The sequence below is a fragment of the Pseudomonas putida genome (assembly GCF_002025705.1).
GTDB lineage: Bacteria > Pseudomonadota > Gammaproteobacteria > Pseudomonadales > Pseudomonadaceae > Aquipseudomonas > Aquipseudomonas putida_J.
Map to the genome: position 1 here is coordinate 3,512,241 of NZ_CP018846.1, position 25,131 is coordinate 3,537,371.

The 25,131-nt window shown below is 64.9% G+C and carries 23 protein-coding genes; 14 read left to right on the forward strand and 9 right to left on the reverse strand.

The genetic code is table 11. The annotated features are described in order from the left end of the window. Positions 1-79 precede the first annotated feature (79 nt). The 4 genes from BUQ73_RS15795 to katG form a co-directional block, all read right to left on the reverse strand. The gene (locus BUQ73_RS15795) at positions 80-1,291 is read right to left on the reverse strand and encodes a M24 family metallopeptidase (RefSeq protein WP_079228760.1); all 1,212 of its coding nucleotides are present in this window, start codon (positions 1,289-1,291) and stop codon (positions 80-82) included. A 230-nt stretch (positions 1,292-1,521) separates the two neighbouring features. Further along, entirely contained in the window at positions 1,522-2,451 is a 930-nt protein-coding gene (locus BUQ73_RS15800; RefSeq protein WP_322114594.1) for an IS3 family transposase, read from the reverse strand. Beyond that, complete coding sequence (locus BUQ73_RS28700) at positions 2,364-2,723, reverse strand: transposase (RefSeq protein ID WP_237772709.1); 360 nt, start codon at positions 2,721-2,723, stop codon at positions 2,364-2,366. Before BUQ73_RS28700 ends, BUQ73_RS15800 begins: the two co-directional genes overlap by 88 nt. A gap of 135 nt (positions 2,724-2,858) precedes the next feature. Further along, complete coding sequence (katG, locus tag BUQ73_RS15805; protein ID WP_079228761.1) at positions 2,859-5,105, reverse strand: catalase/peroxidase HPI; 2,247 nt, start codon at positions 5,103-5,105, stop codon at positions 2,859-2,861. Between the two features lie 349 nt (positions 5,106-5,454). On the opposite strand from katG, the gene BUQ73_RS15810 reads away from it, so the two are divergent. From BUQ73_RS15810 to BUQ73_RS15825, 4 genes are all read left to right on the forward strand, one after another. Beyond that, complete coding sequence (locus BUQ73_RS15810; protein ID WP_027918556.1) at positions 5,455-6,363, forward strand: LysR family transcriptional regulator; 909 nt, start codon at positions 5,455-5,457, stop codon at positions 6,361-6,363. Between the two features lie 101 nt (positions 6,364-6,464). Further along, on the forward strand, positions 6,465-7,064 hold the full coding sequence (locus BUQ73_RS15815) for a hypothetical protein (protein ID WP_079228762.1): 600 nt from the start codon (positions 6,465-6,467) through the stop codon (positions 7,062-7,064). A gap of 107 nt (positions 7,065-7,171) precedes the next feature. After that, positions 7,172-7,489: a DUF2388 domain-containing protein gene (locus tag BUQ73_RS15820; protein WP_079228763.1), complete on the forward strand. Its 318-nt coding sequence runs from the start codon at positions 7,172-7,174 to the stop codon at positions 7,487-7,489. Between the two features lie 123 nt (positions 7,490-7,612). Further along, the gene (locus tag BUQ73_RS15825) at positions 7,613-8,845 is read left to right on the forward strand and encodes a M20/M25/M40 family metallo-hydrolase (protein WP_079228764.1); all 1,233 of its coding nucleotides are present in this window, start codon (positions 7,613-7,615) and stop codon (positions 8,843-8,845) included. Between the two features lie 103 nt (positions 8,846-8,948). On the opposite strand, the gene glcC is transcribed toward BUQ73_RS15825, so the two are convergent. After that, positions 8,949-9,713 carry a transcriptional regulator GlcC gene (gene glcC / locus BUQ73_RS15830; RefSeq protein WP_079228765.1) on the reverse strand — a complete coding sequence of 255 codons (765 nt, stop codon included), beginning with the start codon at positions 9,711-9,713 and terminating at the stop codon, positions 8,949-8,951. A gap of 195 nt (positions 9,714-9,908) precedes the next feature. On the opposite strand from glcC, the gene glcD reads away from it, so the two are divergent. The 5 genes from glcD to BUQ73_RS15855 all read left to right on the forward strand — a co-directional run bounded on the left by glcD (position 9,909) and on the right by BUQ73_RS15855 (position 16,417). Beyond that, positions 9,909-11,408: a glycolate oxidase subunit GlcD gene (gene glcD, locus BUQ73_RS15835; RefSeq protein ID WP_079228766.1), complete on the forward strand. Its 1,500-nt coding sequence runs from the start codon at positions 9,909-9,911 to the stop codon at positions 11,406-11,408. Further along, the gene (glcE, locus tag BUQ73_RS15840; RefSeq protein ID WP_079228767.1) at positions 11,408-12,460 is read left to right on the forward strand and encodes a glycolate oxidase subunit GlcE; all 1,053 of its coding nucleotides are present in this window, start codon (positions 11,408-11,410) and stop codon (positions 12,458-12,460) included. Before glcD ends, glcE begins: the two co-directional genes overlap by 1 nt. Positions 12,461-12,470: 10 nt before the next feature. Continuing rightward, complete coding sequence (gene glcF, locus BUQ73_RS15845) at positions 12,471-13,706, forward strand: glycolate oxidase subunit GlcF (protein WP_060485004.1); 1,236 nt, start codon at positions 12,471-12,473, stop codon at positions 13,704-13,706. Continuing rightward, positions 13,699-14,097 (forward strand): heme-binding protein, encoded by a 399-nt coding sequence (locus tag BUQ73_RS15850; protein WP_079228768.1) that lies wholly within the window; start codon positions 13,699-13,701, stop codon positions 14,095-14,097. Before glcF ends, BUQ73_RS15850 begins: the two co-directional genes overlap by 8 nt. Before the next feature lie 151 nt (positions 14,098-14,248). Continuing rightward, positions 14,249-16,417 carry a malate synthase G gene (locus BUQ73_RS15855; protein ID WP_079228769.1) on the forward strand — a complete coding sequence of 723 codons (2,169 nt, stop codon included), beginning with the start codon at positions 14,249-14,251 and terminating at the stop codon, positions 16,415-16,417. Positions 16,418-16,567: 150 nt separating this feature from the next. Here the strand turns inward: BUQ73_RS15855 and BUQ73_RS15860 are convergent, their stop codons facing one another. Then, positions 16,568-17,149, reverse strand: coding sequence for a flavin reductase family protein (locus BUQ73_RS15860; protein WP_079228770.1), 582 nt, complete (start codon positions 17,147-17,149; stop codon positions 16,568-16,570). 171 nt (positions 17,150-17,320) lie between these two features. Between BUQ73_RS15860 and BUQ73_RS15865 the strand changes: the two genes are divergently transcribed. Continuing rightward, entirely contained in the window at positions 17,321-17,659 is a 339-nt protein-coding gene (locus tag BUQ73_RS15865; protein WP_079228771.1) for a hypothetical protein, read from the forward strand. A gap of 39 nt (positions 17,660-17,698) precedes the next feature. Next, on the forward strand, positions 17,699-19,132 hold the full coding sequence (locus BUQ73_RS15870) for a PLP-dependent aminotransferase family protein (RefSeq protein WP_079228772.1): 1,434 nt from the start codon (positions 17,699-17,701) through the stop codon (positions 19,130-19,132). Here BUQ73_RS15870 and BUQ73_RS15875 read toward each other — a convergent pair. Further along, positions 19,125-20,321: a CynX/NimT family MFS transporter gene (locus BUQ73_RS15875; protein WP_079228773.1), complete on the reverse strand. Its 1,197-nt coding sequence runs from the start codon at positions 20,319-20,321 to the stop codon at positions 19,125-19,127. The two genes, BUQ73_RS15870 and BUQ73_RS15875, sit on opposite strands and share 8 nt — an antisense overlap. A 201-nt stretch (positions 20,322-20,522) precedes the next feature. On the opposite strand from BUQ73_RS15875, the gene BUQ73_RS15880 reads away from it, so the two are divergent. Beyond that, positions 20,523-20,960, forward strand: coding sequence for a carboxymuconolactone decarboxylase family protein (locus tag BUQ73_RS15880; protein ID WP_027920436.1), 438 nt, complete (start codon positions 20,523-20,525; stop codon positions 20,958-20,960). A 280-nt stretch (positions 20,961-21,240) separates the two neighbouring features. Here BUQ73_RS15880 and BUQ73_RS15885 read toward each other — a convergent pair whose 3' ends face one another. Both BUQ73_RS15885 and BUQ73_RS15890 read right to left on the reverse strand, forming a co-directional pair. Then, positions 21,241-21,966 (reverse strand): hypothetical protein, encoded by a 726-nt coding sequence (locus BUQ73_RS15885; protein WP_079228774.1) that lies wholly within the window; start codon positions 21,964-21,966, stop codon positions 21,241-21,243. A 78-nt stretch (positions 21,967-22,044) separates the two neighbouring features. Continuing rightward, positions 22,045-22,854 carry a sulfite exporter TauE/SafE family protein gene (locus BUQ73_RS15890; protein WP_237772710.1) on the reverse strand — a complete coding sequence of 270 codons (810 nt, stop codon included), beginning with the start codon at positions 22,852-22,854 and terminating at the stop codon, positions 22,045-22,047. Positions 22,855-22,999: 145 nt separating this feature from the next. Here BUQ73_RS15890 and BUQ73_RS15895 point away from each other — a divergent pair, with 145 nt between their 5' ends. Beyond that, entirely contained in the window at positions 23,000-24,412 is a 1,413-nt protein-coding gene (locus BUQ73_RS15895; RefSeq protein ID WP_079228776.1) for an amino acid permease, read from the forward strand. A 129-nt stretch (positions 24,413-24,541) separates the two neighbouring features. Then, positions 24,542-25,078 carry a 2,4'-dihydroxyacetophenone dioxygenase family protein gene (locus BUQ73_RS15900; RefSeq protein ID WP_079228777.1) on the forward strand — a complete coding sequence of 179 codons (537 nt, stop codon included), beginning with the start codon at positions 24,542-24,544 and terminating at the stop codon, positions 25,076-25,078. Positions 25,079-25,131 lie beyond the last annotated feature (53 nt).

The window sequence follows — 25,131 nt, forward strand, 5'->3', positions numbered from 1 at the left end:
CACAGGTATTTCACCGGCCTTCAGGGTGGTGGTAACTCTGTGGGAGCGGCTTCAGCCGCGAAGCAGGCGACGCCGATGCTTATTTGCGAATGATGTTGTGCTCTGGCCCGAACGGGAACTTGGTAATGTTCTCGGCACCGCTCTCATTGACGATCAGGATGTCATGTTCGCGGTAACCACCCGCCCCCGGTCGCCCTTCGGGCAGCATGATCATTGGCTCGATCGACACCACCATGCCCGGCTCCAGTACCGTGTCGATGTCTTCGCGCAGCTCCAGCCCGGCCTCGCGGCCGTAGTAGTGGCTCAGTGTGCCGAAGGAGTGGCCATAGCCAAACGTGCGGTACTGCAGCAGGTCGTGGCGCAGGAAGATCTCGTTCAGCTCATGGGCGATGTCGCAGCAACGCATGCCCGGGCGCACCAGCTTCAGGCCGGCCTCATGGACCTCGACGTTGGCCTGCCACAGGCGCAGGTGATCGTCCGGGCAATGGTCGAGAAACAAGGTGCGCTCCAGCGCGGTGTAGTACCCGGCGATCATCGGGAAACAGTTGAGGCTGAGGATGTCGCCCTTGTTGACCTTGCGGCTGGTGACCGGGTTATGCGCGCCGTCGGTGTTGAGCCCGGACTGGAACCAGGTCCAGGTGTCCATCAGCTCGCTGTCAGGGAAGCTGCGGGCGATCTCGCGGACCATCGCCTGGGTGGCATGCAGCGCCACTTCATGTTCTGGCACCTGGTCACGCAGTGCTTCGACCACGGCCGCCCCACCGATGTCGGCAACCCGTGCGCCATGGCGGATCAGCGCCTGTTCCTCGGCCGACTTGATCATGCGCATGCGCATGCACGCGGCACCGATGTCCAGCAGCTCGGCCCTTGGGTAGCAGGCCGCAAGCTTGGCGTGGTTCTGCAGGTTGAGGTGGTCGTATTCGACGCCGATGCGCGAGGCCAGCGGCAAGGCTTGCTGGATGGCGACGAAGTAGTTGTCGCGCTGCCAGTCGGTATAGACGATGTTGTCGGTACCCACCGTGCGCCGCCAAGGCTGGCCGCCGTCGATGTTGGCGCTGATCGACACCACCTTGTCCTGGGTGACTACCAGGGCGTAGGGGCGGCCGAACGAGCAGTAGAGGAAGTCGCTGTAGTAGTTGACGTTGTGGTACGAGGTGAAGATGGCCGCCTCGATGTCCTGTTCGGCCATGTAGGCCCGCAGGCGGGCATGACGGGCGGCGTACTCCTGAGCGGAGAAGGTCGGCTTGACCTTTTCGCCATTGCGGATTTTCAGGGTCTGGGGCATTTGCATGGTCGGTGTTCCTTGTGGTTGTGAGCACGCTGTTCAGGCCGGCCGCCTGGAAAGCATTGCAACAGAACCGACGAGGACGCTTTTGTATCTATCCGACCTGGAATTGGCGGGATGGCCATTGGGGCTGCGCTGCAGCCCTTTCGCGACACAAGGCCGCTCCTACAGGAGATCGCGGTCTCTTGTAGGAGCCATTGTGATCTGGTCAAGTAATTTTGGACACCGGTTAAGGTTCATGCCGCTGCCCTGAGCTTTTCCTCCATAGCTACCGGGGTCTCGTAGCCGTTGTAGCTGTGGAGACGCTTTAGGTTGTAGCGCACCAAATAAGCCATGATGTCGGCTTTAGCTTCAGCTTCGGATTCATAGCCTCCTGCTGGCACCCATTCTGATTTCAATGCCCCGAAGAATCGCTCCATGGCCGCATTGTCCCAGCATTGGCCACGGTGGCTCATGCTCTGTTTCAAGCTGCACTCTTCAAGTACAGCCCTGAATTTATGGCTGGTGTACTGACAACCTTGATCTGAATGAAACATCACGCCCGTAGGCTTGCCTCTGGACTCAGACGCCATGCGCAGCGCGTCACAGGCCAACTTGGCATCAGCAGTCATTGAAAACGCCCAGCCCACAACTCGGCGTGCGTACAAGTCGATTACTGCGGCCAAGTACAGCCAACGTCTGCCAACCTGAATGTAAGTCACATCGCCACACCAGACCTCGTTGATCGTTGAAACCTTGAAGTTTCGCTTCAGTTGGTTTTCCGCAATCAGTGCTTCCGTGCCTGATGACCGATACCGGTGTGGCCTACGCTGCCGGCATTTCAGGCCAGCTTCACGCATAAGCGCACGCACTTTGTAACGCCCAACCACATGGCCTTCACGCCGCAGTTCTTGCATCAACGTGCGTGAACCCGCGGAGCTTCGTGACGCCATGAAGTGATTGATTACACGCGAGCGTAGAGCATCCCTGCCGGGATTCTCACGCCCTTGGCGTTTGCGCCATGCATAGAAACTACTGCGTTTGACCCCAAGCACACGACAGCAGTCGACAACACCGTATTGCTCACTCAGCTCGTTGATCAGCGAGAACGATCTTTGGAGTCCCGAAGCAGGAGAGCACTGGCCTTTTTTAGGATTTCGATATCCCGATCCTTTTGACGAACCAATGCTTCCAGCTCTTCGATACGTTGCTGCTCCGGAGTGATGGCTTTGGCTCCAGTCGGAACCTTACCCTCTCTCTCCTGGCGTACCTGCTCAACCCAACGGCGAAGGGCTGTACGGCCAATCCCGAGGATTTCGCATACCTCAGGAACTGACTGGCCACCGTCCAGGACCATTTCGGCAGCTTGGATTTTGTGTTCTTTCGAATAAGACTTGCGCACTGATTTTGCCTCCAATTGGGCGCCATCATAGCGCCCGATGAAGGTGTCCAAAATCATTAGGCCAGTTCATTGGGGCTGCGCTGCAGCCCTTTCGCGACACAAGGCCGCTCCTACAGGAGATCGCGGTCTCTTGTAGGAGCGGCCTTGCCGGGGCGCCGGACCGGTCGGAAAAGGGCGCAAAGCGCCCCCGCTTTATTTCAGGTCAAACCTGTCCAGCTCCATCACTTTCACCCAAGCCGCCACGAAGTCCCTGACGAACTTGTCCTTGCCATCGCTGCTGCCATACACCTCGCTCAAGGCCCGCAATTGCGCATGCGAGCCAAACACCAGGTCGACCCGGCTAGCGGTCCACTTCACCTGCCCGCTCTTGCGGTCGCGGCCTTCGAAGCTTTCGTTGTCCGCCGAGGTCGGCTTCCACTCCACGCCCATGTCCAGCAGGTTGCGGAAGAAGTCGTTGCTCAGGGTGCCGGGCTTGTCGGTGAACACGCCTTGCTTGCTGTCACCATGGTTGGCGCCAAGCACGCGCAGGCCGCCGATCAGCACGGTCAGTTCCGGGGCGGTGAGGGTCAACAGTTGGGCCTTGTCCAGCAACAGCTTCTCGGCCTTGACGCTGTAACGGGCCTTGCTGAAGTTACGGAAGCCGTCAGCCAGCGGCTCCAGCACGGCGAACGACTCGACGTCGGTCTGCGCCTGGGAGGCATCCACCCGGCCTGGGCGGAAGCCCACACTGCCACAGAAACCGGCATCCTTGGCGGCTTTTTCCACGGCGGCGGTACCGGCCAGCACGATCAGGTCGGCCAACGAGACCTTGTTGCCAGACTCGGCGCGGATTTTCTCCAATACCGCCAGCACCTTGTCGGTGCCTTGGTTGGCCGCCCAACCCTTCTGTGGCTCAAGGCGCAGACGGCCGCCATTGGCACCGCCACGCTTGTCGGAACCACGGAAGGTCGAAGCGGCAGCCCAGGCCGTGGACACCAGCTCGCCAACACTCAGGCCCGAGGCGAGGACCTTGGCCTTGAGCGCAGCGATATCCTGCTCACCCAACGCGGGCTGGCCAGCCTTGGGCAGCGGGTCTTGCCAGAGCAGCTCCTCATTGGGCATTTCCGGGCCCAGGTAGCGGGCCAGCGGGCCCATGTCGCGGTGGATCAGTTTGTACCAGGCACGGGCGAAGGCGTCGGCCAGCTGGTCCGGGTTGTCCTTGAAGCGCCGGGCGATCGGCTCGTAGATCGGGTCGAAACGCAGGGCCAGGTCGGAGGTGAGCATCGATGGCGCATGCTTCTTGGCCGGGTCGTGAGCATCCGGCACGGTGCCCGCGCCTTTACCCTCTTTCGGCCGCCACTGATGGGCACCGGCCGGGCTCTTGGTCAGCTCCCACTCGAAGTTGAACAGGTTGTTGAGGTACTCGTTACTCCAGCGGGTCGGCGTCGACGTCCAGATCACTTCCAGGCCGCTGGTAATGGCGTCGCCGCCCTTGCCGCTGCCGAACTTGTTGGCCCAGCCCAGGCCCTGCAGTTCCAGGCCTGCCGCTTCAGGCTCGGGGCCGACGTTGTCGGCGGGGCCGGCACCGTGGGTCTTGCCGAAGGCGTGGCCACCGGCGATCAGCGCCACGGTTTCTTCATCATTCATGGCCATGCGGCCGAAGGTTTCCCGAATATCCCGGCCTGACGCCACTGGGTCGGGGTTGCCTTCCGGGCCTTCCGGGTTCACGTAGATCAGGCCCATCTGCACGGCAGCCAGGGGGTTTTCCAGGTTGCGCTCGGCTTGCAGGTTGCGGTTCTGTTCTTCCCCGTGTTTGGCCGGTTCGGCCACCAGGTCACCCTGTCCTGGCGGCTGGGCCTTCTGCTGCTCCTTGCCGTAGCGGGTGTCGCCACCCAGCCAGACCTTTTCCGAGCCCCAGTACACGTCTTCGTCCGGCTCCCACACATCGGCGCGGCCGCCAGAGAAACCAAAGGTCTTGAAGCCCATGGATTCCAGCGCCACGTTACCGGTGAGCACGATCAGGTCGGCCCAGGAGATCTTGTTGCCGTACTTCTGCTTGATCGGCCACAGCAGGCGCCGGGCCTTGTCCAGGCTGACGTTGTCCGGCCAGCTGTTGAGCGGGGCGAAACGCTGCTGGCCGGAGCCGGCGCCGCCACGGCCATCACCGATGCGGTAGGTGCCGGCGCTGTGCCAGGCCATGCGGATGAACAGCGGGCCATAGTGGCCGAAGTCGGCTGGCCACCAGTCCTGGGAGTCGGTCATCAAGGCGGTCAGGTCTTTTTTCAGGGCCTGGAAGTCGAGGCTCTTGAACGCCTTGGCGTAGTCGAAGTCCGGGTCAGGGCTGGACTTCGACGAGTGTTGATGGAGGATCCTGAGGTTGAGCTGGTCAGGCCACCAGTCTCGGTTGGTGGTGCCGCCACCTGCGGTTTGATGGAACGGGCATTTCGATTCGTTCGACATCTGCTGTTACCTTTGGGTCGGTTATCCAGATTTCCGGTCTATGCCAGGTGTTCTTTCAGCCGAGCACATGGGCTCATGCCTACCCCTCATCAGGTCGGGTCGGTCACGTACCGACACGGGGCTTGCGAAGCTGTCACATCAAGCGCGGCGCGGTCTTGCACCCAAGTGCTGGCACGCCGCCCGCACGTGGATTTCGCAGGGCCAGGGGAAAGACTAGTCGAGCTTGGGCAGAGGTCTAATAGAGTGGCTCTTCCAGGCTGATAGCCCCGGCACATCCATACAAGGCGCAATGGCCGCCGCCGTGCTTCAATACACCGCCAACCCCTCTGCCCCCGGTGAGCCAAGCCCCATGAACCGCAACGACCTGCGCCGCGTCGACATGAACCTGCTGGTGCTTTTCGAAGCCCTGATGATCGAACGCAACCTGACCCGCGTCGGCGAAAAGCTGTTCATCACCCAGTCCACGGTCAGCGCCGCCCTCGCCCGCCTGCGCGAGCTGTTCGACGACCCGCTGCTGATCCGCAGCGGCCGGGCCATGGAACCGACACCCCGGGCCATGCAGATCTTCGCCGAGCTGGGCCCGGCCATGGACGTGATCTCGTCGGCCATCAGCCGCGCCCGCGACTTCGACCCGGCCAACAGTTGCAACCAGTTCCGCCTGGGCCTTTCGGACGACGCCGAGTTCGGCCTGTTCCCGGCCCTGCTGCAGGCCTTGCGCGAAGAAGCGCCCGACATCAGCGTGGTGGTGCGCCGCGCCAACTTCCTGCTGATGCCGGGGCTGCTGGCCAGTGGCGAGATTTCCGTGGGCGTGAGCTACACCACCGACCTGCCGGCCACCGCCAAACGCCGCAAACTGCGCGATATCGGCGTGCGCGTGCTGCGCGCCGACGACCGCCCGGGCCCGCTGACCCTCGACGAGTACTGCGCCCGGCCCCATGTGATGGTGTCGTTCTCCGGTGACATGAGCGGCAACATCGACCTCGACCTGGCGCGTATCGGCCGCTGCCGCAAAGTGGTGCTGGCCGTGCCGCAGTTCGGCAGCCTGCGTGCGCTGCTGCGCAACACCGAACTGATCGCCACCGTGCCAGACTACGCCGCCTGCGCCCTGGCCGACGATGGCAGCCTGCGCGCCGACCCGGCCCCGTTCGAAATCACCGAGGCCGAGCTGTCGATGGTGTGGAGCGGCGCCCACGACAACGACCCGGCCGAACGCTGGTTGCGCGAGCGCATCCTGCAGTACATGGCCCGCCCGAGCTGATTCATCGACTTCATCGATAGCCACCATGAATGCCATCAAGTTCCGCCGCCGCTGCTGCGGGCGGAAGATGGCGGCATTCACTGATCGATGAGGCGCTCCCCATGAAAACCGGCATGCTCGCTGCCCTGCTCGCCCTGTTCGCTGCCCTTGGCGGTTGTGCCGCGCCGGCTAGCCAGCAGGGTGCCCAGCCCTACGGGCACTTCTACTCGGCCACGGCCATTTCCAGCGTCGCGCTGGCCCCGGGGCAGCGCGTGGCCGTACTGCTCGGGCGCAATGCCGAAAGCACCCTCAACTACCTGCAGCAGCACCGTGGCGAGGCGGCAACCAGGCAGCAACCGCGCAGCATTCCGGTGGCCACCCTCAGCGGTGGCAGCCAGGCCTACGACTGGCTGGCACGTTCGCTGGCCCAGCAGTTCGCCGAGGTGACCTTCTATGAAGACCTGGACAGCCTGCTCGCCGACCATCCGGACGTGATCGTGCTGCTGGACAGCGAAAGCCGCCTGGCCACGGCCGACATCGAGAGCCGGGTGGTGGCGCGCTTCTTCGACAGCCAGCTGAGCTACATCGGCCGCGCCGAAGGGCGCGCGCACAAGGAGGTCAACGACGTGGCGCGGATGCTGGACGATGAACAGGCCGCCAAGGCCGATGCCCTGCGCGATTTCGACACCTCGCTGCAACGCTTGCTGGGCAGCAAGGTGTAAGGCGTAACGACGCTCCGGCAGAAAGCAGGGAACTCCCACCACTCGCCCGCCATCTTAAACACTGAGTGGTTTATTTCCTTGTGCTTCACGTTACTGGAGAACACGACATGCGCCACCTAATCCTCGCCCCTGCGCTGCTGCTCCTGCTGCCTGCCGGAGTTGCGCTGGCCAAAGTCGATGCAGGCGACGTTGCCACTTCGGCAGGTGTCTCCGCTTCGCTGTATTCAACCTTCAAGGATGACAAACGGATCATCCCCGCCCGTGATGAGCTTTCAGCGTTCGTCGCCAGCGGCGGTACCATCCGTGGCGCCTATGTGGAGTCGGCGCTGGAACAGGCCCGCAAGGACCATCCAGGCTTGCAGGCCAGTGACGAAGAGCTGGCCCGGGCAATCCTGTCCCAGGATGACCCGATCGCTCATCATTGAACCTCAACCACGGGCGCACCTGCGGCTGCCACAGCGCCGGTGTGCCTGTGGAAGAGGGTTGACCATGGGCAACATCGAGCTTGATGGCTAGGCTCAAGGACTCACCATGACAAGGAAGACCCCATGCCATTGCCTCGCCCTCCCCACGCCATCGCTTTGGCGCTACTGATCGCCTGTACCCAGGCAACTGCCGCTGAAGTCACCCCCAAGGACCTGCTCAAGCAAGCCGAAAGCGAACAGCCAGCGTACCTGCAGACCCTCCAGGGCCTGGTCTCGGTAGATACCGGCACCGGCACCGAAGCGGGCCTGACGCATATCAGTGCCGAGCTGGTGAAGCGCCTCAAGGCGCTGGGCGCCGAAGTGCAGGTACAGCCCGCCAAACCTTCGGTGGGCGACAATATCGTCGGTACGTTCAAAGGCACCGGCAGCAAGGATTTCCTGCTGATGGTGCACTACGACACCGTGTTCGTCCCCGGCACCGTCGCCAAACGCCCCTTCCGGGTCGAAGGCACACGCGCCTATGGCCCGGGCGTCGCCGATGCCAAAGGCGGGGTGGCGATGATCCTGCACGCACTGAAGTTACTGAACGATCAGCAGTTCAAGGGTTATCGCACGCTCACCGTGCTGTTCAACCCGGATGAAGAAATGGGGTCTGCCGGGTCGAGGCAGATCATTGCCGAACTGGCCCGCAAGCATGACTACGTGTTCTCTTACGAGCCGCCGGACAAAGACGCGGTGACCGTCGCCACCAACGGCATCAACCGGCTCAAGCTCGAGGTCAAGGGCCGTGCCTCTCACGCAGGTTCTGCGCCGGAGGAAGGTCGCAATGCGCTGACCGAGCTCGCGCACCAGCTGCTCCAGCTCAAGGACCTTGGCGATGCCAGCAAAGGCACCACGGTGAACTGGACGCTGGCCAAGGCTGGTGAAAAGGCCAATATCATTCCGGCACTGGCCACGGCCGAAGCCGACATGCGCTACTCGGACCTGGGCGAAACCGACCGGGTGCAGGCCGACGCCCAGCGCATCGTCAAAAAGCAACTGGTGGCCGACACCCAGGCCAGTGTCGTGGTCGAAAAAGGCCGGCCACCGCTGGCTCGCAACCAGGCTTCGAGCGCGTTGGCCGAGACAGCGCAGCAGCTGTACGCGGAGGCTGGGTACAAGATCGAGCCGATTGCCATGCGTTTCGGTACCGACGCCGGGTATGCCTATGTGCCGGGCAGCGACAAGCCCGCGGTGCTGGAAACGCTGGGGGTGGTCGGGGCCGGGTTGCACGGGGACGATGAATACATCGAACTGGGCAGCATTGCACCGCGGCTGTACTTGACCGTGGCGATGATCAGGCACCTGGCACAGTAATGCACTGCCTGTACCGGCCTCTCGCGGCTAAAGCCGCTCCTACAGGTGAAGCGCTACCCTTGTAGGAGCGGCTTTAGCCGCGAGAGGCCGGTACAGGCTGATATCACCCCCAACCATCCATGCGCATGGTCGCCCTGACCAGGCGCTGCTCTTCCTGCTCGATCTCGCGCAAGCTGTCGCGAATCCCGTTGATATGCTCGCGCGCCGCCCGCTGCGCCTGCTCGGGCAACTGCTCCATCACCGCGTGATACAACCGTGCATGCTGGCGGTCGATCTGGCGCTTCTGCGCCGGCCGGCAATACAGGTTGTTGACCGAGGCGAACACCGTGCTCAAGGTCAGGTCGCTCAGTGACTGCAAGGTATGCACCAGCACCGGGTTGTGCGACGCCTCGCTGATCGCCCGGTGAAACGCGTGGTCGCGCCGCGCGTGCTCGCGGGGGTCGAGGGTTTCGGCAGCAGCGTGGGCCTCCAGCATGTCTTCATAACGCCGGCGGATCAGCAGGCGGTCGATATCGGTGGCGCGCAAGGCCGCCAGGCGCGCCGACTCGGCCTCTAGCAAGGCACGCACCTCCAGCAGGTCGAACAGCGTGCGCGGCTGTGAGCTGAACAGGTGCATCAATGGCGTGCCGCTGGCTTGCCCGGTAAGGTCGGCAACGAACGAGCCCCGCCCCTGCTCGGTATCGATGATGCCGCGCCCGCGCAGGATGCGCAGGCCTTCACGTAGCGCCGAACGCGAGCAGCCGAGTTTCTCGACCAGGCGCCGCTCCGACGGCAAGGCCTGGCCGACCTTGAGCACGCCTTCGACGATCAGCCGCTCGACCCGCTCGGCCACCTGGTCGGCGACCTTGGCCTTGCCTTCAATTCCCATGTGCAGACTCCAACTGGTAGGACCACTGCCATCGACGCTTCCAATCTAGCCGCTCAAACCCATGGATAGCCAGTACCTCGCGGAAAAACTGGTAGGACCAGTGCCCCACACCCTCGACCCACACCGCCCAGGCGCGCAGGCTGCAAGGGTGATCGGTTTGCCAACAACTACAAAAACTGCCGCTGAGTGAGCCTCATGAACATCCTCTACGACGAACGTGTCGACGGAGCGCTGCCCGCCGTGGATCTGCCCGCGCTGCTGCAGGCGCTACGTGATGCCCTCCCCGACCTGGAAGTCCTGCACCGCGCGGAAGACCTCAAGCCTTATGAGTGCGACGGCCTCTCGGCCTACCGTACCGTGCCGCTGCTGGTGGTGCTGCCCGAACGCCTGGAACAGGTGCAGGCCTTGCTCAAGCTCTGCCACCAGCGTGGCGTGCCGGTGGTGGCCCGCGGTGCCGGTACCGGCCTGTCGGGGGGCGCGCTGCCGCTGGCCAAAGGCATCCTGCTGGTGATGGCGCGCTTCAACCGCATTCTTGAAGTCAACCCGCAAGGCCGCTTCGCCCGGGTGCAGCCCGGTGTGCGCAACCTGGCCATCTCCCAGGCCGCCGCGCCCCATGGCCTGTATTACGCACCCGACCCTTCTTCACAGATCGCCTGCTCGATCGGCGGTAATGTCGCGGAAAACGCCGGTGGCGTGCACTGCCTGAAATACGGCCTGACCGTGCACAACCTGCTCAAGGTCGAGATCCTCACCGTCGAGGGCGAACGCCTGACCTTGGGCAGCGACGCCCTCGACAGCCCGGGTTTCGACCTGCTGGCGCTGTTCACCGGCTCCGAAGGCATGCTCGGCATCGTTACCGAAGTGACCGTCAAACTGCTGCCCAAACCCCAGGTGGCGCGGGTGCTGCTGGCCAGTTTCGACAGTGTCGAGGACGCCGGCCGTGCCGTGGCCGAAATCATCGCCGCCGGCATCATTCCCGGCGGCCTGGAGATGATGGACAACCTGGCGATCCGCGCCGCCGAGGACTTCATCCATGCCGGCTACCCGGTGGACGCGGCCGCCATCCTGCTGTGCGAACTGGATGGCGTGGAAGCCGATGTCCAGGAAGACTGCGAGCGCGTAGCCGGGGTGCTCAAGCAAGCCGGTGCCCGCGAAGTACGCCTGGCCTGTGACGAAGCCGAGCGCGTGCGCTTCTGGGCCGGGCGCAAGAACGCCTTCCCGGCGGTGGGGCGCATTTCGCCGGACTACTACTGCATGGACGGCACCATCCCGCGCCGCGAACTGCCCCGGGTGCTCAAGGGCATCAGCGAACTGAGCGAGGAATACGGCCTGCGCGTGGCCAACGTGTTCCACGCCGGCGACGGCAACATGCACCCGCTGATCCTGTTCGATGCCAACCTGCCGGGTGAGCTGGAACGCGCCGAGGCCATCGGCGGGCGCATCCTTGAACTGTGCGTGGCGGTGGGCGGCAGTATCACCGGCGAGCACGGTGTGGGGCGCGAGAAAATCAACCAGATGTGCGCGCAGTTCAACAGCGACGAAATCACCCTGTTCCACGCCGTGAAGGCCGCGTTCGACCCACAAGGGTTGCTCAACCCGGGCAAGAACATCCCCACCCTGCACCGCTGCGCCGAGTTCGGCGCCCTGCACGTGCATCACGGGCAATTGCCCTTCCCCGAGCTGGAGCGCTTCTGATGAGCATGGACCGCGACATGAGCCAGGACCTGCTCGAACAGGTCAACCAGGCCCTGAACCTGGGCACGCCGCTGCGCATCCAGGGTGGCAACAGCAAAGCCATGCTCGGCCGCCCGGTGGCCGGCGAAATACTCGATACCCGCCCCCACCGGGGTATCGTCAGCTACGACCCGACCGAGCTGGTGCTCACGGCCCGCGCAGGTACGCCGTTGCTGGAAATCGAAGCGGCGCTGCACGAGGCCGGGCAGATGCTGCCCTGCGAGCCACCACACCTGGGCGCCGAGGCAACCCTTGGCGGCATGGTCGCGGCCGGCTTGTCGGGGCCGCGCCGGCCGTGGGCTGGGTCGGTACGTGACTATGTGCTCGGCACGCGGGTGATCACCGGGCACGGCAAGCTGCTGCGCTTTGGTGGCGAAGTGATGAAGAACGTTGCAGGCTACGACGTCTCGCGGCTGATGGCCGGCAGCTTTGGCTGCCTGGGGCTGTTGACCGAAGTGTCGCTGAAAGTACTGCCACGCCCACGTGCATGCCTCAGCCTGCGCTTGCCGATGGACCGCCACCAGGCCCTGGCCGAACTGGCCGAATGGGGCCAGCAACCGTTGCCGATCAGCGCGGCCTGCCACGCTGGCGATACCTTGTACCTGCGCCTGGAGGGCGGTGAAGGCTCGGTGCAGTCGGCCCGCCAACGCCTGGGCGGCGACGAACTCGACAGCCGTTTCTGGAGCGACCTGCGCGAACAGCGCCTGGCCTTCTTCAATGACCCGGCACCGCTGTGGCGGCTGTCGGTGCCGACGGCCAGCGGTGATCTCGACCTGCCTGGGCAACAGCTGATCGACTGGGGCGGCGCACAACGCTGGCTCAAGTCGACGGCACCGGCGCAGCTGATCCGTGAACAGGCCGCCAAGGTCGGCGGCCACGCCACCGGCTACACCCCGGGCGATGACAGCACCGCCCCGCTGCCCGCAGCACTGATGCGCTACCACCACGCCCTCAAGCAGCAACTCGATCCCCAGGGCGTGTTCAACCCTGGCCGCCTGTACCCGGACCTGTGAGGCCACGCCCATGCAAACCAACCTGAGCGAAAGCGCCAAGCGCCTGGCCCGCGGCGAAGAAGCCGAAAGCATCCTGCGCTCGTGCGTGCACTGCGGTTTCTGCACGGCCACCTGCCCGACCTACCAGTTGCTCGGCGACGAACTGGACGGGCCACGTGGGCGCATCTACCTGATCAAGCAGGTGCTTGAAGGCGCGCCGGTCACCGCCAGCACACAACTGCACCTGGACCGCTGCCTAACCTGCCGCAACTGTGAAACCACCTGCCCGTCAGGGGTGAAGTACCACGACCTGCTTGATATCGGCCGCGCCGTGGTCGAGCAGCAGGTACCGCGCCCGCTCGGCCAGCGCCTGCTGCGCCAGGGCCTGCGCGCAGTGGTGCCGCGCCCGGCGCTGTTCAAGGCGCTGACTCGCACCGGCCAGGCCCTGCGGCCGGTGCTGCCGGCCAGCCTCAAAAGCAAGCTGCCGGCCCAGGTGGCGCCGGCCGGCGAACGCCCCGCACCGCGCCATGCCCGGCGCATCCTGTTGCTCGAAGGCTGCGTGCAGGCCGCCTTGTCGCCCAACACCAACGCGGCCACCGCGCGCCTGCTCGACCGCCTGGGCATCAGCGTGGAACCGGCCTGCGAGGCAGGTTGCTGCGGCGCGGTGGATTACCACCTCAATGCCCAGGAACAGGGCCTGCAACGCGCACGGCGCAACATCGATGCCTGGTGGCCGGCCATCGAGGCAGGTGCCGAGGCCATCGTGCAGACCGCCAGTGGCTGCGGCGCCTTTGTGCGTGACTACGGCCACCTGCTGGAAAAAGACCCGCACTACGCCGCCAAGGCGGCACGGGTCAGCGCGCTGTCGCGGGACCTGGTCGAAGTGCTGCGCGACGAGCCGATCGAACAGCTCGGCCTGTGCGCCGAACAGCGCCTGGCCTTCCATTGCCCATGCACCCTGCAGCATGCGCTCAAGCTCGGCGGCCAGGTGGAAAGCCTGCTGACGCGGCTGGGCTTCACCCTCACCCCGGTGCCGGACGGCCACTTGTGCTGTGGCTCGGCCGGCACTTATTCGCTGACCCAGCCGGCGCTGTCGCGGCAACTGCGCGACAACCGCCTGAATGCGCTTGAAAGCGGCAAACCGCAAGTCATCGCCACCGCCAACATTGGCTGCCAGACCCACCTCGACGGGGCCGGGCGCACGCCGGTGCGGCACTGGATCGAAATCGTCGAAGCAGCCTTGAGCCAGGAGAACAGCCATGCATAGCAAGTCCGTGATCGGCCAGGCGGAAGTCACCCGCCTGCTCGCTGCCGCCCGCCAGGAAGCCCAGGCGCAACAGTGGAACGTGACCATCGCCGTGGTCGACGACGGCGGCCATCCGCTGGCCCTGGAGCGCATGGACGGCTGCGCACCGTCCAGCGCCTACATCGCCGTGGAAAAGGCCCGCAGCGCCGCACTGGGGCGCAAGGAAACCCGCGACTTCGAACAGATGGTCAATGGCGGGCGCACCGCCTTCGTCACCGCACCGCTGCTGACCAGCCTGGAAGGCGGTGTGCCAGTGCTGGTCGATGGCCAGGTGGTAGGTGCCATCGGCGTGTCCGGGGTCAAGCCCGAACAGGATGCCCAGGTGGCCAAGGCGGGCGTGGCTGCCCTTTGAACCGGCGTCGGCCTTTTCGCGGCTAAAGCCGCTCCCACAAGGACCGCACAGGTTTCAAAGGTTGCGCAGTACCTGTAGGAGCGGCTTGAGCCGCGAAGAGGCCGGCACAAGCGGCATATTTTCTGAAACCTGAACACCGAGCGAGAAGACAATGACCCATCAACTCAAGGTCGACCCGACCCTGCAACGCTTCATCGAGGATGAAGTGCTGCCCGGCACCGGCATCGACGCCGCCAGCTTCTGGCAAGGCTTCAGCACCCTGGTCCACGACCTCGCCCCGCGCAACCGCGAGCTCCTCGCCGAACGCGACCGCCTGCAGGCCGAACTGGACAGCTGGCACAACACGCACCCCGGCCCGATCAGCGACATGCCCGCCTACCAGGCCTTCCTGCGCAGCATCGGCTACCTGGTCGACACGCCACAGCTGGCGCGTATCAGCACCACCCAGGTCGACCGCGAAATCGCCGAGCAAGCCGGCCCGCAACTGGTAGTCCCGCTGAGCAACGCCCGCTATGCCCTGAACGCCGCCAACGCCCGCTGGGGCTCGCTGTACGATGCGCTGTATGGCACCGACGCCATTGCAGACAATGACGGCGCCGAGCGCGGCCAAGGCTATAACCCGCTGCGCGGTGCACGGGTGATTGCGTTCGGCCGGGATTTTCTCGACCGCTCGGCAGCGCTTGCAGGCGCTTCCCATGCTGACGCCCAGGCCTACGTGATCAACCAGGGCAAGCTACAGGTTACCTTGAGCGATGGCCGCCAGGTCGGCCTCGAAGAGGCTGCGCAATTGCGCGGCTATCAAGGCGAGGCCAGCCAGCCAACGGCAATCCTGCTGCAACACCATCGCCTGCACTTCGAAATCCAGATCGACCCGGCCAGCACCATCGGCAAGGCCGACCGCGCCGGGGTCAAGGACATTCTTGTCGAGGCCGCGCTGACCACCATCATCGACTGCGAAGATTCGGTGGCGGCGGTGGATGCCGAGGACAAGGTCAACGTCTATCGCAACTGGCTGGGCCTGATGAAGGGCGACCTCAGCGAGCAGGTAATCAAGGGTGGCAAGACCTTTACCCGCGCGCTGGCCAAGGACCGCGAATACCACGGTGCAAATGGCCAGCCACTGACCTTGCCCGGCCGCTCGCTGCTGTTCATCCGCAACGTCGGCCACCTCATGACCAACCCGGCGATCCACGACCGCGATGGCCGGGAGATCCCCGAAGGCATCCTCGATGCCGTGGTCACCAGCCTGATCGGCCTGCACGACCTCAAGCGCCGCGGCAACTCCCGCGAAGGCAGCCTGTACATCGTCAAGCCGAAGATGCACGGCCCGGCCGAGGTCGCCTTCGCCGACCAGCTGTTCGGCCGCGTCGAGGACCTGCTGGGCCTGCCCCGGCACACCTTGAAAATGGGCATCATGGACGAAGAGCGGCGCACCAGCGTCAACCTGGCGGCCTGCATCGCCAGCGCGGCGGCGCGGGTGGTGTTCATCAACACCGGGTTCCTCGACCGCACCGGCGATGAGATGCACAGCGCCATGGAGGCCGGCGCCATGCTGCGCAAGGGCGACATGAAAGGCAGCGCCTGGATTCAGGCCTACGAACGCAGCAACGTGCTGGTCGGCCTGGCCTGCGGCCTGCGCGGCAAGGCGCAGATCGGCAAGGGCATGTGGGCCATGCCCGACCTGATGGCGGCCATGCTCGAACAGAAGATCGCCCAGCCACGCGCCGGCGCCAACACCGCCTGGGTGCCCTCACCCACTGCCGCGACCTTGCATGCGCTGCACTATCACCAGGTGGACGTGCCTGCGGTGCAGGCACAGCTGGAGCAGGTCGACCTGGGGGCTGAGCGCGAACAGCTGCTGCACGACCTGCTGAGCATTCCGGTAAGCCCGGGCCGGCCCTGGAGCGCGGACGATATCCAGGCCGAACTGGACAACAACTGCCAGGGCATCCTCGGCTATGTGGTGCGCTGGGTCGAGCAAGGAGTGGGTTGTTCGAAGGTGCCGGACATCCATGACGTCGGGCTGATGGAGGACCGCGCCACCTTGCGTATCTCGGCCCAGCACATCGCCAACTGGCTGCACCATGGGGTGGTCAGCAGTGACCAGGTCGAGGCGACGCTGCAGCGCATGGCCAAGGTGGTGGACCAGCAGAATGCCGGGGACCCGGCGTACCGGCCGATGGCCGGGAATTTCGCGGGGTCGCACGCATTCCGTGCGGCGCAGGAGCTGGTGTTCAAGGGGCGCGAGCAGCCCAGCGGGTATACCGAGCCGTTGCTGCATGGGTGGCGCTTGAAGTTCAAGCAGGAGGTTAAAAGGTAACGCCGCTCTTGTAGGAGCGGCCTTGTGTCGCGAATGGGCTGCGAAGCAGCCCCAGCAATCTTCGCAACACGGCTGATATCCTGGGGCCGCTTCGCAGCCCGTTCGCGACGCAAGGCCGCTCCTACAGGAATGAGGCCGCCACTGGCGACCTCATTCTTGCGGGGCGACCACCACCGGCTCGCCAATCGCATAAAAATGCCCACCCGCCACATAGTGCAGGCTACGCCACTGCGGGTCGGCACTCTCATAAGCCCAATGCCCCTCGCGAAACACCCGGTCATCCGCCCAGGCCGCCACCACTTCGCCAATGAACAGGTCATAGGTGCTCTGGTTATGCGGCTCGTCGATCACCCGGCACATCAGCCAGGCCGAACAGCCCTCGACCAGCGGCGCCGCGTACCCCTCCACCCGCGCCAGCTCCACGCCAATGCTGGCCAGCTTGTCGGGCTGGTCGAACAGGCTGCGGGTTCCCACCTGATGGGTGAGCTGCGCCTGGGCGGCGGTCGGTACCTGGATCACGAACCAGCCGCTGCCCTCGACCAACTGCCGGGTGCGGGCAATCTTGTCCAGCACCACCGTGACCTTGGGCGGGTCGAAGTCCAGCGCGCAGGCCCAGGCAGCGGCCATGACGTTGTCCACGCCGGCATGGCTGGCCGACACCAGCACGGTCGGCCCATGGTTGAGCAGGCGGTAGGCCTTTTGCAGGTCGACGGCTTGGAAGTGGCTGTTCATCGGTGTCCTCGCTCAGCGCAGAAATCAGTCGAAGAATTGTGCCGCATCAAGGCAGCGCAAGCACTCTCTTCGCACCATCAGAAAATTCCTACAGCCTGTTCTGAAGCGTCTTACTTGTCGCCGTGGATCGGTGAAAACAAGATCGAGTCTGCGACCCAGAGGAGGCTGCGCATGCACCCAGAAACCCGCACCACCGTCGAACTGCGCAGTGCCCTGCGCGAACTGCTGGCCCACGACGTCAGCAACCCCGATGACGACCCGCACCTCTCCGGTGTGCTGTTTTTCTGTGCCACCGACGAGCGCACCCGGCAACTGGTCGAGCGCATCGAACTGCTGGCCAGCGAACTCTTCTTCAACCCGTGCGGGCAAGCCATCAGCCACCGGATGCGCGCCATCGGCGTCAAAGGCGTGAGCATCAAGCAGAAGCGCAAGGCCTCTGCAGATGAAACGGTCATCCGCATCGACCTCAACGACAAGGGCTACATCACGGTAAGCACCGTAAGGCTCTGATCCGCTATCCTCAGCACTCTCATGCTTCGGACAGTGATCATGGAACTGCATATCCGCCTGGACGGCCGCAAAGGCCTGGCCGACCAGCTCTATCAGCAGCTACGCGCCGGCATCGACAGCGGCCACCTGGCCGCCGGCACGCAACTGCCGCCGACCCGGCTGCTGGCCGAGCAACTGGGCGTGTCGCGCAAGACCGTGGCCGAAGCCTACTCGCGGCTGACCTACGACAACCTGCTCAGCGGCGTGGTCGGCCGCGGCACCTTCATCACCCCGCGCCAACCGCTGCGCAGCGATGAATCCCAAACCGTGCCGCTGGCCGCTGCCGCTTCATTGCAGCGCTGGCAGCAACGCGCCACGGTGCTCGCCCGGCGCACCCAGGAGGCACCTTCGCGCTACGACTTTGTCGGCGGCGCCTCAAGCAAGGCGCAGTTCCCCTTCGACCAATGGCGCAGCTGCCTGAACTACGCCCTGCGCCGCAGCCAGCGCCACCCCGAGCGCCAGTTTTCCGCCCAGGGCCTGCCTGAACTGCGCGAAGCCATTGCCCACCATATCGCCTACGCCCGCGGCGTCCATTGCAGTGCCGCGGACGTGCTGGTGTGCAACGGCGCCCAGCAGGCCTTGGACCTGATCGCCCGGGTGCTGGTCGAACCCGGCTGCCAGGTGGCCATGGAAGACCCCGGCTACCCGCCGGCACGCCAGCTGTTCCTGGCCCTGGGGGCAAAGCTGCAGTCCGTGCCGGTAGACGATGAAGGGATGTGCGTTGCGCAGATCGCCGATGGCACCCGGCTGATCTACGTCACGCCTTCGCACCAGTTTCCGCTCGGCATGCCGCTGAGCGAAGCCCGCCGCCATGCCCTGCTGGCACGTGCCGCCGAGCTCGGTGCATTGATCATCGAGGACGACTACGACTGCGAGTTCCGCTATCAAGGCCCGGCCGCCGATGCCCTGCAGCGCCTCGACCGCCAAGGGCTGGTGGCGTATGTCGGGACCTTCTCCAAGACCTTGCTGCCGGAACTGCGCCTGGGTTACGCGGTGCTGCCGCAGGCGGTGCTCAGCGCCGCCTGCGTGGCCAAGCACCTGAGCGACTGGCACAGCCCGACCTTGCTGCAGTGGGCGCTGGCGCGGTTCATCGGCGAGGGCTACCTGAACAAACACATCCGCCGCTGCCACGACATCTACAGCGCCCGCCGTGCACGCATCCTGGCGCGGCTGGACGACGACCTGGCACCCTGGTTCAGCACCGTGCCAGCCAGCGCCGGGTTCCACCTGAGCGCGCTGGCGCGGCCGGGGGTGGACGTCGAGATGCTGGCCAACCTCGCCCGCAAGGTGGAAGTCGGCCTGTATTCACTGGCGCCGTTCTTCTACGAAGCGCCAGTACGCCCGGGACTGCTGCTGGGCTTCGGCGCCATCGAGCTGCTGGATATCGACCCGGCACTGGACCGGGTCCGCGATACCTTGCAGCGCCTCAGTTGACCAACGCCGCCTGGCCACCCGGCCTTGGCCGGGCGATGGCCGCCGCATAGCCGCGCGGGGCAAAACAGGCGGTCACCAGCAGCATCGCCAGCACGGTGACGCTCAGCAACGTCCACGATGCCTGGAAGTCGCCGCTGATATCGCGCAGCCAACCGGTGATGTACGGGATGATGCCGGTGATGATGAAGCCTATGCCCTGCACGAATGCCGCCAGGCTGCCGGCTTCAGCGGGCGTCTTGAGGTGCTCCAGGGTCAAGGTCAGGCTCAGGCTGAAGCAGGCGCCCAGGCCAAAGCCGATCATCGCTACCCACAGGCCCATGGCCAGGGTCGGCGCCAGCAACAAACCCAGGAAGCCCACCAGCTGGATCGACAGCGCCAGCCACAAGCCTGGGCGACGGTCGGCAAACCCGCGCAGCAACAGCGGCAGGCCCAGCGCGCCGCAGACCTGGAAGATGGTCATCAGGCCCACCAGGTCGCCACCGCCTTGCGCCGTGCCACCGTGTTCCAGGTGATAGGCCGGCAGCCACGCGACCATGCTGGTATAGCCACCATTGATCAGGCCGAAATACAGCGCCAGCAACCAGGCCCGGCGCGTGCCGAACCAGTGTCCGCCGGTGGCGCAGGCCAGCTTCGGTGCGTTTTGCCGAGGACGCAGCGCGGCCCAGGCCAGCACTGCCAGCACCGCCGGGATCGCCCATACGCCAAGCCCGGCCTGCCAGTGACCGAAGTGCCCGCTGATATGTGGGCCGAGCACCGCTGCCAGGCCACCACCACTCATCAGCGCCGCCGAGTACAGGCCCATGGTCCCGGCCAGGCGGCTGGGGAACCAGCGGTTGACCAGGCCTGGCATCATGCCCTGCACCACTGCCACGCCCAACCCGGCCAGCACCGCGCTGGCGATCAGCGCCCAGGCGCTGTCCAGTTGCAGCCGCCACAGGCAGGCCAGGGCAATGGCGCTGAGGCCGCCGAGCATGCCGCCGTGTTCGCTAATCCAGCGCCGCAGCCAGGGCTGCAGCAACGGCACCAGGCCCATGCACAGCACCGGCAAGGCCGTCAGCAGCGCCGCCTGCTGGTAACCCAGCCCGGTGCTGGCACGCATCGGTTCGAGCAACGGGCCGATGCTGGTCAGGATCGGCCTCAGGTTCAATGCCAGCAAGATCACCAGCAACAGGTTCAACGCCCCTCTCATCACGAATCGATACTCCCAAGCAAGACCCGGTCATTATCCTGTCCAGGCAGTCAGGGTAGAAATGAAGAGATTGGATGCAGGTCAGTGGCCACCTTAATGGGCCGATTGGCCTCCCGGCAAAGTGCGCGATTGGCTATCGGGGCGTTGGGCGGCGGGGGTTAAGGTAGCGCCATGTCCACAACGCATTCCCTGGAGCACACCATGCACAACCGTATCGAATGGGCCAAACACTCGCCGGAAGCCTACAAAGCCATGGTCGGCCTGGAGCAGGCCCTGGCCAAGAGCGGCCTTGAAAACTCACTGCTGGAGCTGGTGCGCCTGCGGGCCTCGCAGATCAACGGCTGCGCCTACTGCGTGAACATGCATGCCAATGATGCGCGCAAGGCTGGCGAGACCGAGGCGCGCCTGCAGACCCTGTGCGTCTGGCAGGAAACGAACTACTTCACCCCGCGTGAACGTGCCGCGCTGGCCTGGGTGGAGTGCCTGACCCGGCTGCCCGAGCGTGGCGCCCCGCAGCCGGAATACGAAGCACTGCAGCAGCACTTTGAGCCGGCCGAGGTGGCCAACCTGACCTTGGCCATCGCCACCATCAACGCCTGGAACCGTTTTGGCGTGGGCTTTGCCATGGTCCCGGCCTGATCAAGTGAATGGGTGGGATTGAAGTTATTCAGCGCCTGTGAGATCGAGCGCCGCCCGCGCGGCGCATCGCGGATAAATCCGCTCCTACAGTTGTTGCAACGTGCCAAACCTGTTAGGCCATGGTTGCCAGCCTTTTCGCATGACGTAAGGCCTACAAACAAGGCGGGCAGCGGTGACCTCACAGGATTGATTGGCCCGAAACAGATGTAGGAGCGGATTTATCCACGATGCGCCGCGCGGGCGGCGCGCGATCTCACAGGCGCTGCCAGCGCAGAACTGATCACACCACAGCCCGTCGCCGAATCAGGCAGGCATACCCCATCCCCAACACACCCATCAACAACACCCCCAGCAGCCCCACCAGCTCGCGGCTGTAGCGCGCCACCAGCGCCGGGAACCCGGTGAACTCGCGGTAGACCCGCACATCCGCCTCGCCACCCGCAAAACTGACACCGATACCCCCCTGGCGAATCTGCGAATAGTCGGCATCGAAGTAGACCCAGACCCTGCACTCCCCGCCCTGCTCGATAGCCGGTATCACCACCTGCGCGGTCGAAGCCTCGTAAAGGGTGTCGTTGCCCGCCGAATCGCGCACCTGCACCAGGCCCTTGGCTGGCAGGCGGATCTTCACCTCACGCACGTCGCTGTCGCCACGGTTGTGCAGGTCGATGAGCAAACCCGTGCGGTGATCCACCAACCCGGCTTCGAAGGGTTTGGCGAACAGTTGCACATAAGGCGCCTGGGCCAGTTCGATCAGCTTGTCGACCTGGTACTGGTTCAACGCGCCGCCGCTGATGCTGTTGATGCGCGGCTGCAACTGCTCGTACTTGAGCTGCTCGTTGGCCTTACTGATGCGCTCGCTGAACTGGCTGGGATAGGTGAGGTAGGCGTAAGTCAGGGTCGCCTCAAGCCGTGGCGGGGCCTTGAGCAGCACATAGGCCACCAGCAAGACCATCAGGCCAAGCAGCATGGCAACCAGCAGTTTGCCGACATTGTCCCAACTCAACGGTGCGGTTCCTTCTGTTTTCGGCACGCAAGATCGATGCGGCGCAGAGTGACAAGTTCAGCGCCGCCAGGCAAGCGCTCAACGGCTCAACAATGCCGGCAGCGACGCCGCCAGCATGGCCACCCCGGAGGCCGTCAGCAAACTCAGTACCACTCGGCGAAACGCCAGTTCGCTGATCCCCAGGTACACCCGCGTACCCAGTATCGCTGGCAGCGCCATGGCCAGCAGCACCACGCCGAACGCAGGCAGCATGTCGCGGGTCACCACCCCGGTGCCGAGGTAGGTGAGCATGGTCACCAGCAGCATCGACAGGTTGAAGTTCTGGATCACCGCGCGCTGGGTATCGCGCTCGAAGCCGCGCAAAGTACACCACAGTGTAGGCACTGTACCGGTAAAGCCACCGATCCCGCCCAATGCGCCGCCTACCAGGCCCACCGCGCCATCGGCCAGGCGGTTGCCCGGCAGCCGTGGCAGGCGCGGCGCCAGCAACATCAGCGGGCACCACAGCACCAGCAGCGTGCCGAACACGGCCTTGAACCAGAGCATGTCCAGGTACGGCAGCACCCACACCCCCAGCGGGATGCCGGCCAGCCCGCCAAGCACGAACGGCCACAACAGCGCCCAGCTGAAGCCGCGGCGCACGCTGAACACAGCGATGAGCTGGCCGGTGAGGCTGCCGAATACAGTCAGCGATGCCGCCAGCCGCGGTTCCAGGCCCCAGGCCCAGAACGACATGGCGACCATGCCGAAGGCAAAGCCGGAAAGGCCCTGGACAAAACCGGCGACGATGGCGCCGAGGGCGATGAGGTAGAAGGCATCCATGGGGCAATGCAGGCCTGGCTTGATCGGCGTTCTACCTTGCCAGAGCTGCGGGCGAATGTCTGCCATGGCGTCGCCAACTGTGAACGCTCGTCACACCCGCTATGCCGCTGCAGTGCCTAATCCTGCGCCCGATTGGCGCATAAGGTAGCAGCCAGGGCCGTCTCGCCGATGGCCCATTACAACAACAAGCGTGCAACCGAGGTGCGAGCCGATGCGTGGCGAACAACAGATACAGAACGACAAGCTGGGGAATGGCCTGAAAGGCCGGCAGGTGACGATGATCTCGATTGGCGGGGTCATCGGTGCCGGGCTGTTCGTGGGTTCGAGCAACGCCATCGCTGCGGCTGGGCCCGCCGTGCTGGTGGCTTACGTGATCGCGGCGGCGATCGTGGTGCTGGTGATGCAGATGCTCGGCGAGATGGCCACGGCGCGGCCGGACACCGGCTCGTTCTCGTCCTACGCCGACCAGGCCATCGGCCGCTGGGCCGGGTTCTCGATCGGCTGGCTGTACTGGTGGTTCTATGTGCTGGTAATTGCCATCGAAGCCATCGTCGCCGGCAACATCCTGGGCGACTGGCTGGGTTTGCCGCACGCCTTCACCGCCTTTGCCATCAGCCTGGTGCTGATCGGCTGCAACAGCCTCAGCGTCGGCTCGTTCGGTACCCTGGAATACTGGCTGTCCTTGTTCAAGGTGGTGTCGATCGTCACCTTCATCGTGCTCGGCGTACTGGCGATCTTCGGCCTGCTGCCTGGCTCGTCGACCAGTGGCATCAGCAACCTGTGGGCCAACGGCGGCTTCGCGCCCAAGGGTAACGTGGCCATCGTCGCCGCGCTGCTGACCGCCATGTTCAGCTTCCAGGGCAGTGAGGTGGTGACCATCGCCGCTGCCGAATCCCGTGACCCGAAAGCCAACATCAAGAAGGCCATCCGCGCGGTGGTGTGGCGCCTGGGCCTGTTCTACCTCGGCTCGATGTTCGTCGTGGTGTGCCTGGTCCCGTGGAATGCACCCGGCCTGGCGCAGGGTTCGTACCAGGCCGTGCTGAATGCCATGAACATCCCCTGGGCGCCGGGGATCATGAGCATCGTGGTGCTGGTGGCCGTGACCAGTTGCCTGAACTCGGCCATCTACACCGCCTCGCGCATGGCCTACTCGCTGGCCCGGCGCGGCGACGCACCGAAAGCGGTATCGCACACCACCGCCCAGGGCGTGCCCCTGCTGGCCGTCGCCCTTACCGCAGGTGCCGCGCTGGCGGCCCTGGCGGCCAACTACCTGCTGCCCGCCGAGGTGTTCCAGTTTCTGCTGGCCACCAGCGGCGCACTGGCCCTGCTGATGTACCTGGTGATCGCCGTCACCCAGCTGTGCATGCGCCGCAAGCTGGTGGCGCTGGGCAAGCGGCTGGAAGTGCGCATGTGGCTGTTCCCCTGGCTGACCCTGCTGACCATCGCCTTCATCGTCGGTGTGTTCGCGGTCATGGCGGCCTTCCCGGGGCAACGGGCAGAGCTGCTGTCCACCCTCGGCCTGACCGGTGTGCTGGTGGCCATCGGTGCTTACCTGCAAAAACGCCAACCGGCACTCTCGGCCCAGCGTGCCTCGCTGCGCCTGGACGAGGCAGCCAACGCCTGAACTGTGACACGGCTTCACAGCGGGTGTGCCGACGAGGGCCTTTTTCGGCCTGCGGCACACCCATAACCTGACGACAACGCGGGGCAGACCGCCCCGCTCATTCCAAGAAAACCCTGTGTGGAAACCCTCATGACCGTAGCCCGCAAACCCGACGAACTGGCCATTCCCTATCAACTGCCGCAAGTACCCTTCATGTCGCCCGACATGGTCCACCCCGGCGTGCTGGGCAAGTGGATCGAAGATGACCAGCTTTGGGTCCCGGTGACCGCCTCGGTGTCGTTCAAGCCCCTGCTGCTGAACGTTTCCGGCGGCTATTACATCAACCTGTTGCGGGTGCGCCAGAGCGGCGTGCTGTCGCGCCACCGCCACACCGGCGGCGTGCATGCCCTGGTGCTCAAGGGGCGCTGGTTCTACCTGGAGCACGACTGGGTCGCCGAGGAAGGTTCGTTCGCCTACGAGCCACCGGGCGAGACGCACACCTTGTTCGTACCGGAAGATGTCGAAGAAATGATCACCTGGTTCCATGTGCAAGGCGGCTACACCTACGTCGACCCACAAGGCGTGGCGGTGGGTTACGAGGACGTGTTCACCAAGCTGGAAAGCGCCCGCGCGCACTACAAGGCACTGGGCCTGCCGGACGACTACATCGAGCAGTTCATTCGCTGAGTGCAGGTTGCCAGCACCCGGCCGCGCTGCCAGTCTTCTGCTCAATCACCGGA

Bases quoted from the DNA above. Each gene is read 5' to 3' on its own strand.
- BUQ73_RS15825 (WP_079228764.1), top strand. From the start codon at position 7,613: ATGCCATTGCCTCGCCCTCCCCACGCCATCGCTTTGGCGCTACTGATC.
- glcE (WP_079228767.1), top strand. From the start codon at position 11,408: ATGAGCATGGACCGCGACATGAGCCAGGACCTGCTCGAACAGGTCAAC.
- BUQ73_RS15880 (WP_027920436.1), top strand. From the start codon at position 20,523: ATGCACAACCGTATCGAATGGGCCAAACACTCGCCGGAAGCCTACAAA.
- BUQ73_RS15870 (WP_079228772.1), top strand. From the start codon at position 17,699: ATGGAACTGCATATCCGCCTGGACGGCCGCAAAGGCCTGGCCGACCAG.
- BUQ73_RS15815 (WP_079228762.1), top strand. From the start codon at position 6,465: ATGAAAACCGGCATGCTCGCTGCCCTGCTCGCCCTGTTCGCTGCCCTT.
- BUQ73_RS15860 (WP_079228770.1), bottom strand. From the start codon at position 17,149: ATGAACAGCCACTTCCAAGCCGTCGACCTGCAAAAGGCCTACCGCCTG.
- glcD (WP_079228766.1), top strand. From the start codon at position 9,909: ATGAACATCCTCTACGACGAACGTGTCGACGGAGCGCTGCCCGCCGTG.
- glcC (WP_079228765.1), bottom strand. From the start codon at position 9,713: ATGGGAATTGAAGGCAAGGCCAAGGTCGCCGACCAGGTGGCCGAGCGG.
- BUQ73_RS15850 (WP_079228768.1), top strand. From the start codon at position 13,699: ATGCATAGCAAGTCCGTGATCGGCCAGGCGGAAGTCACCCGCCTGCTC.
- BUQ73_RS15890 (WP_237772710.1), bottom strand. From the start codon at position 22,854: ATGGCAGACATTCGCCCGCAGCTCTGGCAAGGTAGAACGCCGATCAAG.
- BUQ73_RS15895 (WP_079228776.1), top strand. From the start codon at position 23,000: ATGCGTGGCGAACAACAGATACAGAACGACAAGCTGGGGAATGGCCTG.
- BUQ73_RS28700 (WP_237772709.1), bottom strand. From the start codon at position 2,723: ATGATTTTGGACACCTTCATCGGGCGCTATGATGGCGCCCAATTGGAG.
- BUQ73_RS15795 (WP_079228760.1), bottom strand. From the start codon at position 1,291: ATGCAAATGCCCCAGACCCTGAAAATCCGCAATGGCGAAAAGGTCAAG.
- BUQ73_RS15875 (WP_079228773.1), bottom strand. From the start codon at position 20,321: ATGAGAGGGGCGTTGAACCTGTTGCTGGTGATCTTGCTGGCATTGAAC.
- BUQ73_RS15820 (WP_079228763.1), top strand. From the start codon at position 7,172: ATGCGCCACCTAATCCTCGCCCCTGCGCTGCTGCTCCTGCTGCCTGCC.
- BUQ73_RS15865 (WP_079228771.1), top strand. From the start codon at position 17,321: ATGCACCCAGAAACCCGCACCACCGTCGAACTGCGCAGTGCCCTGCGC.
- glcF (WP_060485004.1), top strand. From the start codon at position 12,471: ATGCAAACCAACCTGAGCGAAAGCGCCAAGCGCCTGGCCCGCGGCGAA.
- BUQ73_RS15855 (WP_079228769.1), top strand. From the start codon at position 14,249: ATGACCCATCAACTCAAGGTCGACCCGACCCTGCAACGCTTCATCGAG.
- BUQ73_RS15900 (WP_079228777.1), top strand. From the start codon at position 24,542: ATGACCGTAGCCCGCAAACCCGACGAACTGGCCATTCCCTATCAACTG.
- BUQ73_RS15810 (WP_027918556.1), top strand. From the start codon at position 5,455: ATGAACCGCAACGACCTGCGCCGCGTCGACATGAACCTGCTGGTGCTT.
- katG (WP_079228761.1), bottom strand. From the start codon at position 5,105: ATGTCGAACGAATCGAAATGCCCGTTCCATCAAACCGCAGGTGGCGGC.